Source organism: Comamonas sp. MYb21 (assembly GCF_037479395.1).
GTDB lineage: Bacteria > Pseudomonadota > Gammaproteobacteria > Burkholderiales > Burkholderiaceae_C > Comamonas.
On sequence record NZ_JBBGZC010000009.1, the window covers coordinates 20,318 to 36,871 of the forward strand.

Sequence of the window (16,554 nt, forward strand, 5' to 3'; positions counted from 1 at the left end):
CAAGACTCCTTGGGTTTATGGTTGTGCAGCGCCGGCCTTGGCCGCCACCGCGCGTTCTAGAAACTGCAGCACGCCCTGCCAGGACGCGGCATCGGCATGGGCGTTGTCGGCCGGGTTGCCGCCGCCGGTGCTGACCTTGCCCGAGACCGGGTGGGCATAGACCAGCTGCGTGGTCGGCACATAGGGGAAGAGGATCGCGTGGCCGGCGCGCTCAAAGTCCAGCCACTGCACATCGTGCGGGTGCTGCACTTCGGCGAGCTTGTCGCGCACCATCTTTGAGTACACGCTCGACGGCCAGGAGCCATCGTCAGTCGCCGACAGCAGCATCACCGGGCCCTGGATGCGCTCGACCGGGATGCGCGCACGCGCCACGGCCTCGGCATCGCGCAAGGCGGTGCGCATCGCCCGCTCATGGCGGTGGGGTGCAGGGCCTTCGTCAAACGGGGCCCAGCTGGCCGTGCGGTTGTTCTCCCAGATGTGGGTCAGGGGCTGGCCGCCCAGCAGCCAGGTCGGGCCTTCGCGGCCCACCTGCGGGTCGCAGGCGTTCTGGCCGCTGTGTACGAAGGCGCTGGGCACATAGCCCACCACGGCCGATACCTGCTGCGCAAAGGTCGCCCCCAGCAGCAGCACCAGTTCACCGCCGCGCGACTGGCCGCTGAGCGCGACAAAGTCATGCGCCGGTTGCACCGTGCGGCGCAGCCATTGCAGGCCTTTTTCAAAATACTCCAACGGGGTGTTGGAGATGTAGGGCGACAGGCCCGGCGCCTTGAAATACGCCAGCGCAAAGGCTGCATAGCCGCGCGATGCATAGAGCGCCGCGCGCGGCTCATTGATGCCGCCTCCCGAGCCGTTGACGATCATCACCGCCGGGTGCGGTCCCGGGCCAGCGGGCAGGTACAAGGTGCCGACCAGGCCGTCCTCGCGCACCTCGCGGCGGGTCACGCCGGGGGCTGCGAGCTGCTGGCTCAAGCGCGCCTGCGCCTGCGCAGTGCCCGCGCTGGCTTGCAAGCTCGTCACCAACACATCCGTCACCGGCTGGTTGAACAGCTCGCGGCTGGTGGATGCCACCGGGCTTTGCGACCAGACCAGGCCCATGCCATCGACACCGGCATAGCTGCCAGAGACGGGGGCATCGCGGTTCAGATCAACAGCACCCTGCGCATCGGCGATGAAGCGCGCCTGCGCGCGCCACAGCACGCCGCTGCGCGGGGTCTCGGCAGTCACCTCCACCGCCTCACCGGGCTGGGCGCCTTCGATACGGATGTGGCGTGCCACATCGATCAGTGCGTCCGCCTGGTCCATCGTGATGGACAGCTGGGCCATCAGGGTGCCACCTTGGTCACCATCGATGCGGTGGTGCGGTCGCTGCTGAACGGGGTGACCTTCAGGCCCTTCTTCGCGGCCCAGATATTGCGGTAGTGGAACAGCGGGATGATGCCCACATCATCGGACACCACCTTGGCCGACTGGCGCAGAATGCTCTCGCGCTTGGCCATGTCGAACTCTTCGGTGGATTCGGTCAGCGCCTTGTCCACGGCCGGGTTGCTGTAGTGGCCCCAGTTGGAGGCGCCCAGCCCCTTCTTGGCATCGACCGTGGCCAGCACGTTCACCAGCGCATAGCTGGCCTCGCCGGTGCCATTGCCCCAGGCCAGCATGCTCATCGCATATTCGTTCTTGTTGGCGCGGCCCGAGTACACGGCCCATGGCACCACCTCCACCTGGGTCTTCACGCCAATGCGGGTCCAGAACTGGGCCACCACCTGGGCCGTTTCCGGGCCTTGTGGGTAGCGGTCGTTGGGCACATGCATGGTCAGCTTGAAGCCTTCGGGGAAGCCAGCATCGGCCAGCAGCTTCTTGGCCTTGGCGGCATCAAAAGGAATGTTCTTGATGTCGGGGTTGTAGCCATAAGTGTTCTTGGGCATCCACTGGTTGGCCTCGGTGGCCGCGTCCTGCAGGATGCGGTCCACGATGGCGCCCCGGTTGATCGCCAGGTTCAGTGCCTCACGCACGCGCTGGTCCAGCAGCGGGTTCTTCGCCAGCGGCTTGCCGGCGTTGTCGGTGATAAAGGCATTGGGCGCCGGATTGAAGCTGGGCTGCAGCAGCATCACGCGCAGGCCGTCGTAGGGGTAGACGGTGACGTTCGGTGCGTTCTTCAGGCGAGCCAGGTCGGAGACCGAGACCTTGTCGATCACATCCACATCGCCGGCCAGCAGCGCAGCGGTGCGCGATGCGGCATTGTTGATGTAGCGGTAGTTGACCTTGTCCCAGATGGCCTTGTCACCCCAGTAACCCTCATTGCGCTGCATCACCACGCGGTCACCCGGCGTGTAGGAGACCCATTTGTAGGGGCCCGAGCCGACCATGGCCTTGCCCGAGTTGTAGTCTTCGGTGGCCGACTTCTCGCCCACATGCTTGCTGACGATGTGTACCGAGGCCAGGTTCAGCGGCAGATCGGGGTTGGGGATGTTGGTCTTGATGATCAGCGTGTGCGGGTCCTTGGCGGTCACCGATTCGACGGTGCGCAGGTAGCCGGCAAAGGTGGCCACGCTGCCGGGCACGGCGCGGGCGCGCTGGTAGGAGTAGATGACGTCCTCGGCGCTGAAGGCCTTGCCGTCTTGCCACTTCACATCGGTGCGCAGCTTGAACTCCCAGGTCTTGGGGTCCAGGTTCTTCCAGCTCGCAGCCAGGCCGGGCTGCAGCTTGTTGTGGTTGTTCTGCACCAGCAGATCCCAGAAGTGCAGGTCCACCGAGCGGTCGCCGGCGTGGTTGTTGAGCTGGGGGTCCATCGACGAGACCGGGTCGGCAAAGCCGATGTTCAAGGTCTGCGCATGGGCAGCCAGGCCAGCGCCCATCAGGGCAGCGGTGAGGGAAGAGACGATGATGCGTTTCATGGCGAACTCCTGGTGAAACTGTGAAAGCGGGGCAATCAAATACGTAGAAAAAGGCGGCACTCTGGTGAGCGTTCAGGCGTCGTTCAAATGGCAGGCGCTTTGGTGCTGGATAGCGATGCCCTTGAGCTGGGGTGCCTCCACCTTGCAGCGCGGCATGGCACGCGGACATCGGGGGTGAAAGTGGCAGCCGCTGGGAGGGTTGAGCGGGCTGGGGATTTCACCCTGGATGGCCGAGTAGGTCTTGTGGCGCGCGTTCATGTTGGGCACCTCGGCCAGCAAGGCCTGGGTGTAGGGGTGGTTAGGCCGGGCAAACAGCTCTTCGACTGGCGCAGTCTCGATCACGCGGCCCAGGTACATCACCACCACCCGGTCGCAGATGTGCTCGACGACGCCCAGGTCATGGCTGATGAACAGGTAGGTCAGGTGCAATTGCTCGCGCAGGTCCATGAACAGGTTCAGGATCTGCGCCTGGATCGACACATCGAGTGCGGCCACGGCCTCATCGCAGACCAGCATGCGGGGCTGCACGGCCAGCGCGCGGGCAATGCCGATGCGCTGGCGCTGGCCACCGCTGAACTGGTGCGGGTAGCGGCTGCGCAAGGCCGGGTCCAGCCCGGCGCGCTCCATCTGCGCACAGACGTAGTCGTCAAAACCAGCCTGGTCGACCAGGCCATGGATACGGGCCGCCTCGCCAACGATCTCGTCCACGCGCAGGCGCGGGTTCAGGCTGGCGTACGGGTCCTGGAAGATCATCTGGATACGCAGGCGCTCGGCATGGCGCTCGGCCGGCGTCAGGCTGGCCATGGCCTTGCCGGAGAACAGCACTTCGCCATCGGACGGTGGCAACAGCCCCGCCGCGATGCGGCCCAGGGTGGACTTGCCGCAACCGGATTCGCCCACCAGGCCCACCACCTCGCCGGGGCGCACCAGCAGATCGACCCGGTCGACCGCGCGGGTCACCGGGTGGGGCTTTTCCAGTCCCAGGCTTTGCAGCAGGCGGCCACCGATGCCCGGCTTTTGCTCGCCAAAGCGCTTGCTGACCTGGCGCAGCTCGACCACCGGGGTGTCTGCCGCGCTGTCGGCCGCTGTGGTATTCGTCATCTCGTTCATATGCGGGCCTCCAGGCCTTGCGGCGCGGTGGCACCAGAGGTGCTAACGGCGCTGGGGGCGCTGCCGGTCAGCGCCGGGTGAAAGCAGCGCACCAGGCGGCCGGGCAGCGGCTCGGTCTGCTCGGGCTGGGCCTGGCAGGCGGCAGTGGCGCGGGTGCAGCGCGCCGCAAAGGCGCAGCCGGGAGGAAGCTGCAGCATATTGGGCGTCATGCCGGGAATCTGCTGCAGGCGGCTGCCGCGCCGGTTGTTGGCCGGCAGGCTGCCGATGAGGCCGGCGGTATAGGGGTGCAGCGGGCTGTCCAGCACGGCATCCACGCCGCCTTGCTCAACAATGCGGCCGGCATACATGACCGCCACTTCGTCGGCCAGACCGGCCACCACCGACAGATCGTGCGTGATCCAGATCAGCGCCGTGCCCTGCTGGCGCGCGAGCTTTTGCACCTCGGACAGGATCTGCGCCTGGATGGTCACATCCAGCGCCGTCGTGGGCTCGTCGGCAATGATCAGATCGGGCCGGTGCAGCATCGCAGTTGCTATGGCCACGCGCTGGCGCATGCCGCCCGACAGCTGGTGCGGGTAGGCCTGCAGGCGCTCGTCGGGGCTGGCAATGCCCATCATCGCCAGGGTCTCGCGGGCCCGCTCACGTGCCTGGGCCTTGCTGGCGGAGGTGTGGGCGCGCACCGCTTCGATCATCTGCGTGTCCACGCGCAACACGGGGTTGAGCGTCATCATCGGGTCCTGGAAGATCATCGCGATGCGGTTGCCCTGCAGCTGGCGCAGCTCGCGCGGCTTGATCTTGGTGATGTCACGGCCCTGGAACAGCACCTCACCGCCGGTCACGCGGCCCGGTGCATCGACCAGGCCCATGATGGAAAAACCGGTGACGGACTTGCCCGAGCCGGACTCGCCGACCAGGCCCAGGATGCGGCCGCGCTCCAGGGTGAAGGACACATCGTTGACCGCGCGCAGGGTGCCGGCGCGGGTCGCAAACTCGGTGCGCAGATTGCGCACCTGCAAGGTGGGCACGCTGCTCATCGGGTGTTCCTCGGGTTCAGGACATCGCGCAGGCGGTCGCCCACCAGGTTGATCGCCACGATGGTGACCAGGAGCGCAATGCCGGGGTAGAAGCTGATCCAGTACTGGCCCGAGAGCATGAACTGGTAGCCGTTGGAGATCAGCAGACCCAGCGATGGCTCGGTCACCGGCACGCCCAGGCCCAGAAAGCTCAAGGTGGCCTCCAGGGTAATGGCTCGGGCAATCTGCAGGGTGCCGATCACGATCAGCGGCGGCAGGCAGTTGGGCAGGATGTGGCGCACCATGATGCGCCAGTTGGGGATGTCCAGGCAGCGCGCCGCCTCGACATACTCGCGCCGGCGCTCGACCAGGGCCTGGCCGCGTGCGGTGCGGGCGTAGTAGGCCCATTCCAGGATCACCAGGGTCAGCACCACATTGCCCACGCCCTTGCCCAGGTAGGCGAGGATCATCATCGCCACCAGGATCGAGGGGAAGGACAGGATCAGGTCCACCACGCGCATGATGATCGTGTCGGTCTTGCCACCGGCATAGGCGGCCAGCAGGCCCAGCAAGGTGCCCACCACGCCGGCAATCAGCGCCGAGCCCACGCCCACCAGCAGGCTGATGCGCAGGCCGTAGAGAATCGCCGAGTACAGGTCGCGCCCCTGGCCATCGGTGCCCAGCAGGTAGTGAAAGCTGTCCAGCCCATTGGCCGAACCTGGCGGCAGGCGCGCATCGAGCACATCGAGCTGCTGCAGGTCATAGGGGTTCTGCGGCGTGATCCAGGGCGCGACCAGTGCCGCCAGAATCAGCACCACCGCGACGACGAGGCCAAACAGCGCCAGGCGCGAGGCCAGAAAATCGGCCACATGCGCGCGCCAGGGCGAAGGCTGGCGCAGCGCCGCTGCCGGGGCTGTGACCACGGGGGCATTGGCAGGGGTGTTAGCAGGGGTGTTGGTGCCGCTCATGCTGCGCCCTCCAGGCGCACGCGGGGGTCGAGCACCTTGTACAAGATATCCACGATCAGATTGAGCGTGACAAACAGGCAGACCACCACCACCAGGTAGGAGACGATGACGGGGCGGTCCAGCGCATTGATGCTGTCCAGAATCAGCTTGCCGGCGCCCGGCCAGGAGAAGATGCTCTCGGTCACCACCGCAAAGGCGATGGTCGAGCCCAGCTCCAGGCCCAGCACGGTGACCAGCGGAATCATCGTATTGCGCAGCACATGCAGGCCCACCACGCGCAGTGGCGACAGGCCCTTGGCGCGGGCAAATTTCACATAGTCGAGCGGCAGCACCTCGCGCACACCGGCGCGCGTCAAACGGATCACCAGCGAGATCTTGAACAGCGACAGGTTGATGGCCGGCAGCAGCATGTGCCTGAGGCCATCGGTGGTCAGAAACGACCACTGCGCGCCCAGGAACTCCACCGTCTGGCCGCGCCCGCTCGACGGCAGCATGCCCAGAGAGACGCTGAAGGTCATGATCAGCATCAGGCCGACCCAGAAGGTGGGCAGCGAAAAGCCCACGATGCTGCCGGCCATGATGGATTTGGAAAACCAGCTCTCGGGGTAGAGGCCGGCGAGCAGACCCAGCGGCACGCCCAGCACCACGGCGATGACCAAGGCGGCAACCGCCAGCTCCAGGGTCGCCGGCAGGCGCTGCAGAATCAGTTCGATCGCCGGCACGTTGTAGACAAAGCTCACGCCCAGGTTGCCCTGCAGCGCGCCGCCGACAAAGCCCAGGTACTGGCGCCACAGCGGCTGGTCAAAGCCCAGCTGGGCGATGATGCGCGCGCGCTCGACCTGGTCCACGTCCTGGCCGATCAAAATATCGACCGGGTTGCCGATGGCATGCAGGCCGACGAAGACGATCACCGTCATCAGCAGCACCACCACCACGGCCTGCGCAAGGCGGCGCAGCAGCCAGCCGATCATGGTGTGCCCGCCTTGTCCAGCAGTGCGGCGGCTTCGCCAGGGGGCGCCGCCGGTGTCCACTCATCGCCAAACACCTCGGGGTCGCTGAAGGCCTGCAGCTTCTCGAAATGCCACTGCACATCTTCGGCATACAGACGGCTGCTGATGCCCTGGGCCAGGCGCTCGGCGCCCACGCTGATCGCAGGAATATCGCCGGACACCGTGCCATGCGTCAGCGCAGCGGGGTAGGAGAACGCATGGATGCGCTCCAGCCCCGGGCAGGCGCCGGGAATCTTTTGCTGCAGCTCGAAGGCCGGGCCCAGGTCGGGCGAATCGGAGAGCTCCTGGTCGTCCTCGCCCTCGGGGTGGCGGTAGCGGTCGCCCCAGTTGCGCACATGGGCGGCAAAGGGCGCAAACTCGCTGCGCGCATTCCAGTCGATGCGAAAGCCGGTGGAGAACACGACAAAGTCCAGGTGGAACACGCCCTTGGAGGTGTGCACGCGGATCTCGTCGCCGGTCCATTCCATGCGCTCGATCGCGCAGCCCAGGTTGAAGCGGGCATTGGCATGGCGCGAGACGCGCAAGGTGCTGCCCCGGGGTGGCGGCACCTGCTGCACATTGATGTAGTGGCGGATCTTCCACTTCCAGTCATCGGGCAGCTGCAGATGGCCATAGGTCAGGCCCGGGCTGCCGGCGCCCTTGCCCTTGTTGACGCGGGGAATGTCCTTGCGGCGGATCAGCAGGTCGACGCTGGCCGCGCCGCTCTCCAGCGCGGTCGCTGCGCTGTCCATGGCCGAGGCACCGGCCCCCACCACGCCGATGCGCTGGCCAGCCAGCTGGGCGTAATCGGTGCTGTCTGACGAATGCGCCCAGCGGTCGCGCGGCAGGCTGCGCGCCATCTCGGGCACATAGGCGCCGCCCAGGCCATCGCGGCCGGTGGCCAGCACCACATGGCGCGCCAGCACCTTGCGTGCGCCGCCGGGCGTCGCCAGATCGAGCTGCACCACGCCATCGGCGCCGCGCGGGCGCACGGCCAGCACCTTGTGGCCGTTGTGCACCGGCAGCGCCAGCACCTGGCGGTACCAGCGCAGGTAGTCCATCCACTGCAGGCGCGGGATCTTGTCGAGCGCCTCCCAGGCCTCCAGGCCAAATTGCGACTCGAACCAGGCGCGGAAAGTGAGCGCCGGTTTGCCCAGCGCCGGGCCGGTGAGCTGCTTGGGCGAGCGCAGCGTTTCCATGCGCGCCGTCGTTGCCCAGGGGCCTTCAAAGCCCGCCGGCGACTGGTCAAAGATCTCGGCCGGCACGCCCATGAAGCGCAGCGCCGCGCATGCGGCCAGGCCCGACATGCCGCCGCCGATGATGGCCACGGGCAGCACCGGCTCTCCCTCCAGCGCGGTTTCGGGCAGCCAGTCCTTGGCGGGCAGGTCCAGCCAGGCCAGGTCCTGGCGCACCCGGGCTTCGAGTGCGGCCAGCCCCTGGGGCGGCAGTAAGCGTTCGTCGTTCATGCGTGGCTCTCTCAAAATTCTGGTGTGCCCGCAGCGGGCCGCTGGCCCTCGGGCAGCATTTCTTCCAGCAGCGCGGCGTGGGCGCGTGCGTCATGCAGTACAAAGCCAGGCAGCAGCGCCTGCGCCACCTCGGTCAAGGCCTGGCACAGCGCATCCATCGCTGGCGTGCAAGGCGTGGCCTGCTGGCTGACCACGCCAAACAAAAAGGGGATCTCGGTATCGAGCGGGCGCACCACCACACCTTGCAAGGGCAGGCCCAGCGCCGTCACCGGCTCCAGCACCGACACGCCCAGGCCGGCGCGCACGGCGGCCATCGCATTGACCGAGGCATTGGTTTCCATGAACTGGGTCTCGCCCGGCTGCGCACCCGGGCGGGCGGCGGCAAAGGCCTCATCGAGGCGGCCGCGCAAGCGGTAGGGGTTGGCCATGGTGATGATGCGGCGCTCGGCGAGTGCCAGCAGCGGCACCACCTCGAGCGCAGCCAGCGGGTCCGCTTCGGGCAGCACTGCGACGCAGGGCGCGCGGCCAATCCAGTGCACCTGCAGGCCTCGGTGCTCCAGCGGCAGGCTGCTCACGCCCAGTTGGGCGGCACCCGTCAGCACGCCTTGCGCCACCTGCTCGGGCGAGGCGCTGCGCAGCTGGATGTGCGAGATGCTCTGCGCCATCGCGCCTTCGAGCCGCGCCAGCGCCGCAGGCACCAGGCCCGCGGCCAGCGCCGGCGTGGCCAGCAGGTTCAGCGGGCGCTGGCTGCCGCCTGCAATCTCGCGGGCGCGCTGGCGGATCTGCTGCAGGCTGTGCAGCGCATGGGCCACATCCTCGTACAGCAGAAAGCCTTGCTCATTGGGCGTAATGCGCGGGCCATTGCGGCTGAACAGCGCGTAACCAATCTCCTGCTCCAGCTCCTGCACCAGGCGGCTGATCGCGGGCTGCGAGCGGCCCAGCATGCGGCCGGCGGCCGTCACGCTGCCGGTGGAGATGACAGCCGCAAAGGCCTCAAGCTGGCGAAGTTCCATGGTATTTGATGCGAAAAACGCATTCTGAACTATTGAGTATGCGATCTACAAATACTAAATACACATATCCAAATAGCAGAAGCGTATTTACCCGAGTACGCGGGGGCGCGCCAGCCGCCCTGCAGACGCAAAAAAGGGAGCATGTGCTCCCTGTGTGGCGGCCGTTTCCGGCTGCTTTTAGCTTAAAACTCGCTCAGAGCCCCAGCTTCTTGGCCACATAATCGGCGTCCTTGTCACCCCGGCCCGAGAGGTTGACGAGGATGTTCACCCCCTTGTCCAGCTGCGGCGCGATACCCATGGCCCAGGCGACGGCATGGGCGCTTTCCAGCGCCGGGATGATGCCCTCGACCCGCGACAGGGTCATGAAGGCGTTGAGGCAGGCCTGGTCATCCACGGCCTGGTAGTCGACCCGGCCCAGGTCCTTCAAGTAGCTGTGCTGCGGGCCGACACCAGGGTAGTCCAGACCCGAGGCGATGGAATGCACGGCCGCGGGGCTGCCATCGGCGTTCTCCAGCACATAGCATTTCATGCCATGGATGGCACCGGGCTTGCCCACCGACAAGGTGGCGGCATGCTTGCCCGGCTGGTCCACGCCCTCGCCCGCTGGCTCCACGCCCACCAGCTTCACACCGGCATCGGACAGAAAGGCCGTGAAGATGCCCATCGCATTGGAGCCCCCGCCCACGCAGGCCGCCACATAGTCGGGCAGCTTGCCGTGGCGGGTCTGGAACTGCTCGCGCGCCTCGCGCCCGACGATGGACTGGAAGTCGCGCACCATCTTCGGAAACGGGTGCGGCCCCACCACCGAGCCAATCGCATAGAGGTAGTTCGTCGGGTCCTTGAGGTATTCCTCAAACGCGCTGTCGACCGCCTCCTTCAGAGTCGCCTGGCCAAAGCTCACCGGCACCAGCTTGCAGCCCAGGATGCGCATCTTGGTGACGTTGGGGTGCTCTTTTTCGATATCGACCTGGCCCATGTGGATCTCGCAGGGGATGCCCACCAGCGCGCAGGCCGTCGCCAAGGCCACGCCATGCTGGCCGGCGCCCGTCTCGGCAATCACCTTGGTCTTGCCCATGAACTTGGCCAGCAGTGCCTCGCCCAGGCAGTGGTTGATCTTGTGGGCCCCCGTGTGGTTGAGGTCCTCGCGCTTCAAATGGATCTGGGCGCCGCCCAGCTGCTCTGACAAACGGCGGGCGTGGAAGATCGGGCTGGGGCGGCCCACATAGTCCTGGAACAGCTGCTGGAGCTCGTCCTGGAAATCCTCGCGCTGCACGATCTGCTCGTAGGCCTCGGCGATGTCGTCCATGGCCTTTTTCAGATGCGGGGGCACCAGCTGGCCGCCATAGTCACCAAAGAAACCGTTGGCATCGGGCATCTCAGCAAAGTTCATCATTGTTGTCATAGGCTGCTTTAACTCTGTGATGGCAAAGCCTTGTTGATACCACAGCAGTCCGGGCAAAACCTTGCAGGTTTTCCCGATGCCACAATAGCTGCCATGAAAGCTGACGCCGTTCGTGATATCGCCCTGGCCCATGCCATCGAAACCTCACCGCCCCACGAGGCCCTGCCCAGCGCTGCGCGCTGCGAGGCCATCACGCAGGAGGTGCTGCACACCCTGGGCAAGCCCGCGCTGGGTGGCAAGGCCGGCCAGGCCGCCTTTGCCCAGTTTCTGCAGCTGCGCGCCAAGCGCATCATCCAGGCCAGCCAGCTGCCCGCTGATGTGCGCCAGCTGTGGCAGCATGCCCCGGGCCTGGCGCGCTGGGCACCGCTGGCCATCGGCCTGCTGGCGCTGTGCCTTGGCTTTGCCAGCCACCGCATTACCGATCCGCACCGGGTCGATCTGCTGTCGCTGTCGCTGATGGGCATCGTGCTGTGGAACCTGCTGATGTATGCGGTGCTGCTGGTGCGCAGCCTGCTGCGCCTGGCACGGCGCCAGCCAGCGCGCGTGGCGCCCTGGGAGCCTGCGCAGCTGGCCGCTGGTGGCGCAGCCCCCAGCGCTCCCGTTGCCGATGAACACCCGGGCTGGATGGCCCGGCTGCGTGGCAAGGCCATGCCCGCACTGCGCGGCAGCGGCCTGCGCAAGATGGCGCTGCGCTTTGAGCGCAATTGGTGGCAGGCCAGCGAAGGGGTGCGCAATGCGCAATGGCTGCTGTGGCTGCACCTGGGTGCGGCGCTGGTGGCAGTCGGCGCACTGGCCTCGCTGTGGCTCACGGGCCTCACCAAGGAATACCAGGTCGGCTGGGAGAGCACCTTCCTGTCGGCCCCGCAGGTGCAGCACTGGCTCAACCTCCTGTTCGCCCCCACCCAATGGCTGCAGTGGACGACGCCCTGGAGCCTGGCCGACATCCAGGCGCTGCAAGGCTGGGTGACCAGCAGCATGCCGGCGCAGTACCCATCGGCAGCAGCCCAGGCGCCGCAGCCGGGTGTGCTGAGCGCGCCCGTGTCCTATGTGGGTGAGCGCTGGGTCTGGGCCTATACCGCCTTGCTGGGCGCCACCGTGGTGGTACCGCGTCTGCTGCTGGCCCTGTGGCAGGGGCTGCGCGTGCGCTGGCGCCGCCAGCACCTGCAGTTGCCGCTGAACCAGGCCTACTTTGCCCGCCTGCAGCGCGACTTTGGCGGCCTGGCCACGCGCCTGGTGCTGCTGCCTTTCAGCATCGATGTGACGCCCGAGCGCCGCGCGGCGATCGACCACCACGCCATCGGCCTCTATGGCGCCGGTGCCCATGTCGACTGGCTGCCGACCCTCGCCTATGGCGCAGCGCTGCCGGCCGTCGATATCGCGCCCGCTGCGCAGGCCATTGCGCTCATCAACCTGTCAGCCACGCCCGAGGCCGAGGTGCATGGCGAGCTGCTGGCCCAGCTGCGCAGCCGCTTTGGCGCCAACGGCCAGCTCTGGCTCTGGGCCAGCGACTTTGCCGCGCGCAATGCCGGCGCCCCGCGCCGCCTGCAGGAGCGCGAAGCGCTGTGGCAGGAATTTGCCCAGCAGCACGGCTTCAACGCCCAGCTGATCACTACCGGCACCTGACGAGACCCGCACGATGACCGAGATGACGAACGCCCCCCCACTCCCCGCCGCTGTGCCGCAGGCAGCGGATGCGGCCAACGACCAGACCATCGCCTGGTGCCTGCTGTCGCACACCAATATCGGCAAGACCACGCTGGCCCGCACCCTGGTGGCCGAGGATATCGGCGAAGTGCAGGACGCCGCCCATGTCACCAGCCAATCGCAGCGCTACCTGCTGCAGCGCACTGAACAGGGCGATGAGCTCTGGCTCTGGGACACGCCGGGTTTTGGCGATTCGGTGCGTCTCTACAACCGCTTGAAGCAGCAGGGCAACCCGCTGGGCTGGTTTCTGTCCAATGTCTGGGACCGCTGGCGCGACAAACCCTTCTACATGAGTCAGCGCGCCTTGCAGGCCGCGCGTGACCATGCCGATGTGATGCTCTACCTGGTCAATGCCGCCGAAGACCCGGCCGACGCCGGTTACTGGGCCAGCGAGATGCGCATCCTGCAGTGGATGGACAAGCCCGTGCTGGTGCTGCTCAACCAGATCGGCAGCGACACCACAGCCGCGCAAACCGCTGCCGACCTGCAGCGCTGGCGCGCGGCGACGGCCGAGTTTGCCGGCACCGTGCGCTCGGTGCAGGTGCTCGATGCCTTCACACGCAGCTGGTGGCATGAAAAGCAAGTGATGCAGTCCATCGCGCCGCTGCTGCCCGATGCCAAGCAGCCGGCCTACCAGCGCCTCTTGCAAACCCGCGCGCAGCGCCAGCAAGCGCGCGAAGCGGCCAGCCTGCAGGCCCTGGCCGAGCAGCTGCTGCTGGCGGCCACCGCGCAGGAGACCGTGCAGGCCAGCGACAACAAGCTCTGGCAGCGCGCCTGGAACAAGGTCAGCGGCTCGGTCGCGCAAGCGATCCGGGGCAGCGGCGCTGAGGGCGCTGAGCTCAGCCCCGAGCAGACCGCCGCGATGCAGCGCCTGACCCAATCCCTGCAGCAGGCCGACCTGGCCAGCACCCAGGCCCTGCTGGCGCTGCACCAGCTCGATGGCCAGGCGGCCAGCCAGATCCAGCAGCAGCTCAAGGACCACCTGAAAACCAGCACACCGCTGGACCCGCAAACGGCCAGCCTTTGGGGCGCGCTCACGGCCGGCGCTGCGACCGGCCTGGGCGCCGATATGGTGGCCGGCGGCATGACCCTGGGCGCAGGCGCGCTGGTGGGCGCCCTGGTGGGCGCCGTCACCTTTGCCGGTGCTGCCTGGAGCGCCAACAAGATGTTTGACCAGCAGGCCCAGCGCTTTCACCTCTCGCCCGAGTACCTGAGCGCCTTGACCGGCCAGCTGCTGCTCAAGTACTTGGTGATCTCGCACTTTGGCCGGGGCCGCGGGCGCTACACCAGCCCCAGCGCACCGGCGCAGTGGAGCGAGGCGGTGCAGACCGCCGTGCAGCACCGCGCCACGCAGTGGCAGCAGCAGTGGAAGGCGCTGGGCAGCCTGGCCGCCGATGGCGGTTTGAGCGACGAGGCGCGCGCCGCCCATCTGCAGGCGCTGCAGCTGCAGCTGGGCGAATGCCTGCACCAGGCGCTTGGCCGCCTGTACCCCGACATGGATCGACCGACGGTCAATGCTGATGCGAATAATCAATAAAAACAAGCAATTACAAAATTATTAGCGATAAAAAACACCGATCCGCATTGACCCGCTTGTTTTTTGCAAAGGCCCGTCGCAGCATGGAGATGCCATGGCCCAGCAAGCCAGGCATCCCAGCAACTCAAGGACAGGAGAGTTTTATGCGCAACACCTGGAAAGCCTGGATCAGCGGTATCGCCCTGTGCAGCACAGCGGCCGTTTTTGCCCAAACACCGGCAGCGGGCACGGCACCGGCGGCCAAACCAGCCCCTGCGGCCAAGGCCGCGCCGGTGGCCCCCGCAGCCGCAGCGCCAGCGGCCGCTGCCGACAAAGCCAAGGCCAAGGCCCCGGCCCCTGGCGGCGGTGCCGGCAAGGTCTGGGCCAATACCAGCTCCAAGATCTACCACTGCCAAGGTGACCGCTACTACGGCACCACCAAGCAAGGCGAGTACATGACGGTGGCCGATGCGAAAGCCAAGGGCATTCAACCGGCCAAGGGCAGCAAGGCCTGCAACAGCTGATCGGCGCCGTCCCGCACCACCCCGACCCTGCGCAAACCCGCAGGGTTTTTTACGCTGCCCGGCGCTGCGCGAGCCACTGCCACCAGCGCTTGCCATAACCGGCAATGCCCTGCGGGAACAGCAGCACCAGCAGCAGAATCACCGCGCCCAAGGTGGCACGCCAGTAATCGGTGTTGCGCGCCACGGCATCATGCAGCCAGGTAAAGCTGAAGGCGCCCAGAATCGGGCCGACCAAGGTCTGCACACCACCCAGCAGCACCATGACCAGGCCATCGACCGACTTGGCCACCGACATGGTCTCGGGCGAAATACTGCCCTTGGAGAACGCAAACAAGGCGCCCGCCAGCCCGGCCACCGAGGCGGCCAGCACAAAGCCCATCCACTGCACCCGTGCCACCGCAATGCCGATGGCCTCGGCGCGCAGCGGTGCGTCGCGGCTGGCACGCAGCGCATAGCCCAGCGGCGCATACAGCACCTGCCACAGCGCCAGCACGCCGGCGGTGGCCAGCAGCAGGGTCAGCAGGTAGAACCAGCGCTTGTCCTCCAGCCAGGCCGCAGGCCAGACACCGGTGAGGCCATTGCTGCCGCCGGTGACCGAATCCCACTGGAAGGTGGTGGCCCAGATGATCTGCGCAAAGGCCAGGGTCAGCATTGAGAAATACACGCCCGTCAGCCGCACCGCAAACCAGCCGGTCAGCAGGCCGCCCAAGGCTGCCAGCAGCGGCGCCAGCAGTAGCGCCCACAGCATCGGCAGGCCGGCCGCGTTCAGCAGCAGCGCCGCGCCGTAAGCCCCCAGGCCAAAGAAGGCCGCATGGCCAAAGGAATGCAGGCCCGCCGGCCCCATCAAAAAATGCAGGCTGGTGGCAAACAGCGCGGCAATGACCAGGTCCACCATCAGCACCAGGGTGTAGGACTGCGCATCCACCGCCCAGGGCAGCGCCAGCAGGGCCAGCAGCACGGCGGCGCCCACGGCTTTCAACGCAGGCGGGGGCGCGCGCAGCGGCTGCTCGCGCAGGCCATGGCTGCGGCTCGCGGCCTGCGGCTTGCCCAGCAGGCCCCAGGGGCGCAACACCAGCACCACGGCCATCACCAAAAAGTCCGCCACCAAGGTGAGCTGCGGAAACGCAATATCGATGCCGGCGATCTGCACCACGCCCAGCCAGATGCACAAGGCTTTCACCGTCGACACCAGCAGCGCCGCGACAAAGGCCCCGGTGAGCGAGCCCATGCCGCCGACCACCACGACGACAAAGGCCGAGCCAATGGTCTGCAGATCGAGCTCCAGGGTCGCCGGTTCGCGCGGCAGCTGCAGCGCGCCGCCCAACCCAGCCAACGCGGCGCCCAGCGTAAACACCGCCGTGAACAGCCAGGCCTGGCGCACGCCCAAAGCGCCCACCATTTCGCGGTCCTGCGTGGCCGCGCGCACCAGCATGCCAAAGCGGCTGCGGTGCAGCAGCAGCCAGGTGGCACCCAGCACCAGGGGGCCCACCGCGATCAAGAACAGGTCATAGCTCGGAAAGGCGCGGCCCAGGATATCGACCGCGCCGCCCAGCCCTGGTGCGCGCGGGCCCAGCAGCTCATCGGGCCCGCACAGCCACAGCACCGCATCCTTGATCACCAGCACCAGCGCAAAGGTGGCGAGCAGCTGAAACAGCTCGGGCGCCTTGTAGACGCGGCGCAGCAGCAGCACCTCGACCACGCCGCCCAGCAGGCCGACGGCGATGGCCGACAGCGGCAGCGACAGCCAAAAACCCCAGCCGCCCCCAAGGGGCGCCATGGCCTCGGCCAGCGCATAGGCCGCATACAGCCCCACCATGTAGAAGGACCCATGCGCAAAGTTGACGATGCGGCAGACGCCAAAAATCAGCGACAGCCCGGCGGCCACCAGGAACAGCGACGAGGCGCCCGCCAGGCCGTTGAGCAGTTGCACCAGCAGACCGGAAAAACTCATGCGCCTC

General features: G+C 67.1%; 13 protein-coding genes. 3 read left to right on the top strand and 10 right to left on the bottom strand.

What is annotated here, in order from left to right:
* Positions 1 to 15: 15 nt before the first annotated feature.
* The 9 genes from WH367_RS14245 to trpB all read right to left on the bottom strand — a co-directional run bounded on the left by WH367_RS14245 (position 16) and on the right by trpB (position 10,843).
* Positions 16 to 1,323 (bottom strand): acyl-CoA thioesterase/bile acid-CoA:amino acid N-acyltransferase family protein, encoded by a 1,308-nt coding sequence (locus tag WH367_RS14245; RefSeq protein ID WP_339536613.1) that lies wholly within the window; start codon positions 1,321 to 1,323, stop codon positions 16 to 18.
* Positions 1,323 to 2,891 (bottom strand): ABC transporter substrate-binding protein, encoded by a 1,569-nt coding sequence (locus tag WH367_RS14250; RefSeq protein WP_021024825.1) that lies wholly within the window; start codon positions 2,889 to 2,891, stop codon positions 1,323 to 1,325. The genes WH367_RS14245 and WH367_RS14250 overlap by 1 nt, the downstream gene beginning before the upstream one ends.
* A 72-nt stretch (positions 2,892 to 2,963) precedes the next feature.
* Complete coding sequence (locus WH367_RS14255) at positions 2,964 to 3,992, bottom strand: ABC transporter ATP-binding protein (protein WP_339536756.1); 1,029 nt, start codon at positions 3,990 to 3,992, stop codon at positions 2,964 to 2,966.
* Positions 3,993 to 3,997: 5 nt separating this feature from the next.
* Positions 3,998 to 5,035, bottom strand: a complete 1,038-nt coding sequence (locus WH367_RS14260) for an ABC transporter ATP-binding protein (protein ID WP_339536614.1) — start codon at positions 5,033 to 5,035, stop codon at positions 3,998 to 4,000.
* Positions 5,032 to 5,982 (bottom strand): ABC transporter permease, encoded by a 951-nt coding sequence (locus tag WH367_RS14265; protein ID WP_021024822.1) that lies wholly within the window; start codon positions 5,980 to 5,982, stop codon positions 5,032 to 5,034. The genes WH367_RS14260 and WH367_RS14265 overlap by 4 nt, the downstream gene beginning before the upstream one ends.
* On the bottom strand, positions 5,979 to 6,953 hold the full coding sequence (locus tag WH367_RS14270) for an ABC transporter permease (RefSeq protein WP_021024821.1): 975 nt from the start codon (positions 6,951 to 6,953) through the stop codon (positions 5,979 to 5,981). The genes WH367_RS14265 and WH367_RS14270 overlap by 4 nt, the downstream gene beginning before the upstream one ends.
* Positions 6,950 to 8,437: an NAD(P)/FAD-dependent oxidoreductase gene (locus WH367_RS14275; RefSeq protein ID WP_339536615.1), complete on the bottom strand. Its 1,488-nt coding sequence runs from the start codon at positions 8,435 to 8,437 to the stop codon at positions 6,950 to 6,952. The genes WH367_RS14270 and WH367_RS14275 overlap by 4 nt, the downstream gene beginning before the upstream one ends.
* Positions 8,438 to 8,448: 11 nt before the next feature.
* Positions 8,449 to 9,450 (bottom strand): LysR family transcriptional regulator, encoded by a 1,002-nt coding sequence (locus WH367_RS14280; RefSeq protein WP_339536616.1) that lies wholly within the window; start codon positions 9,448 to 9,450, stop codon positions 8,449 to 8,451.
* Between the two features lie 193 nt (positions 9,451 to 9,643).
* Positions 9,644 to 10,843, bottom strand: a complete 1,200-nt coding sequence (gene trpB, locus WH367_RS14285) for a tryptophan synthase subunit beta (protein WP_445228116.1) — start codon at positions 10,841 to 10,843, stop codon at positions 9,644 to 9,646.
* 102 nt (positions 10,844 to 10,945) lie between these two features.
* Between trpB and WH367_RS14290 the strand changes: the two genes are divergently transcribed.
* From WH367_RS14290 to WH367_RS14300, 3 genes are all read left to right on the top strand, one after another.
* Entirely contained in the window at positions 10,946 to 12,475 is a 1,530-nt protein-coding gene (locus WH367_RS14290; protein ID WP_339536618.1) for a DUF2868 domain-containing protein, read from the top strand.
* A 22-nt stretch (positions 12,476 to 12,497) separates the two neighbouring features.
* Positions 12,498 to 14,093 (top strand): DUF3482 domain-containing protein, encoded by a 1,596-nt coding sequence (locus WH367_RS14295; protein ID WP_339536619.1) that lies wholly within the window; start codon positions 12,498 to 12,500, stop codon positions 14,091 to 14,093.
* A 143-nt stretch (positions 14,094 to 14,236) separates the two neighbouring features.
* On the top strand, positions 14,237 to 14,596 hold the full coding sequence (locus WH367_RS14300) for a signal protein (protein ID WP_445228117.1): 360 nt from the start codon (positions 14,237 to 14,239) through the stop codon (positions 14,594 to 14,596).
* Between the two features lie 49 nt (positions 14,597 to 14,645).
* On the opposite strand, the gene WH367_RS14305 is transcribed toward WH367_RS14300, so the two are convergent.
* Positions 14,646 to 16,547 (bottom strand): ABC transporter permease, encoded by a 1,902-nt coding sequence (locus tag WH367_RS14305; RefSeq protein ID WP_339536620.1) that lies wholly within the window; start codon positions 16,545 to 16,547, stop codon positions 14,646 to 14,648.
* Between the last annotated feature and the right edge of the window lie 7 nt (positions 16,548 to 16,554).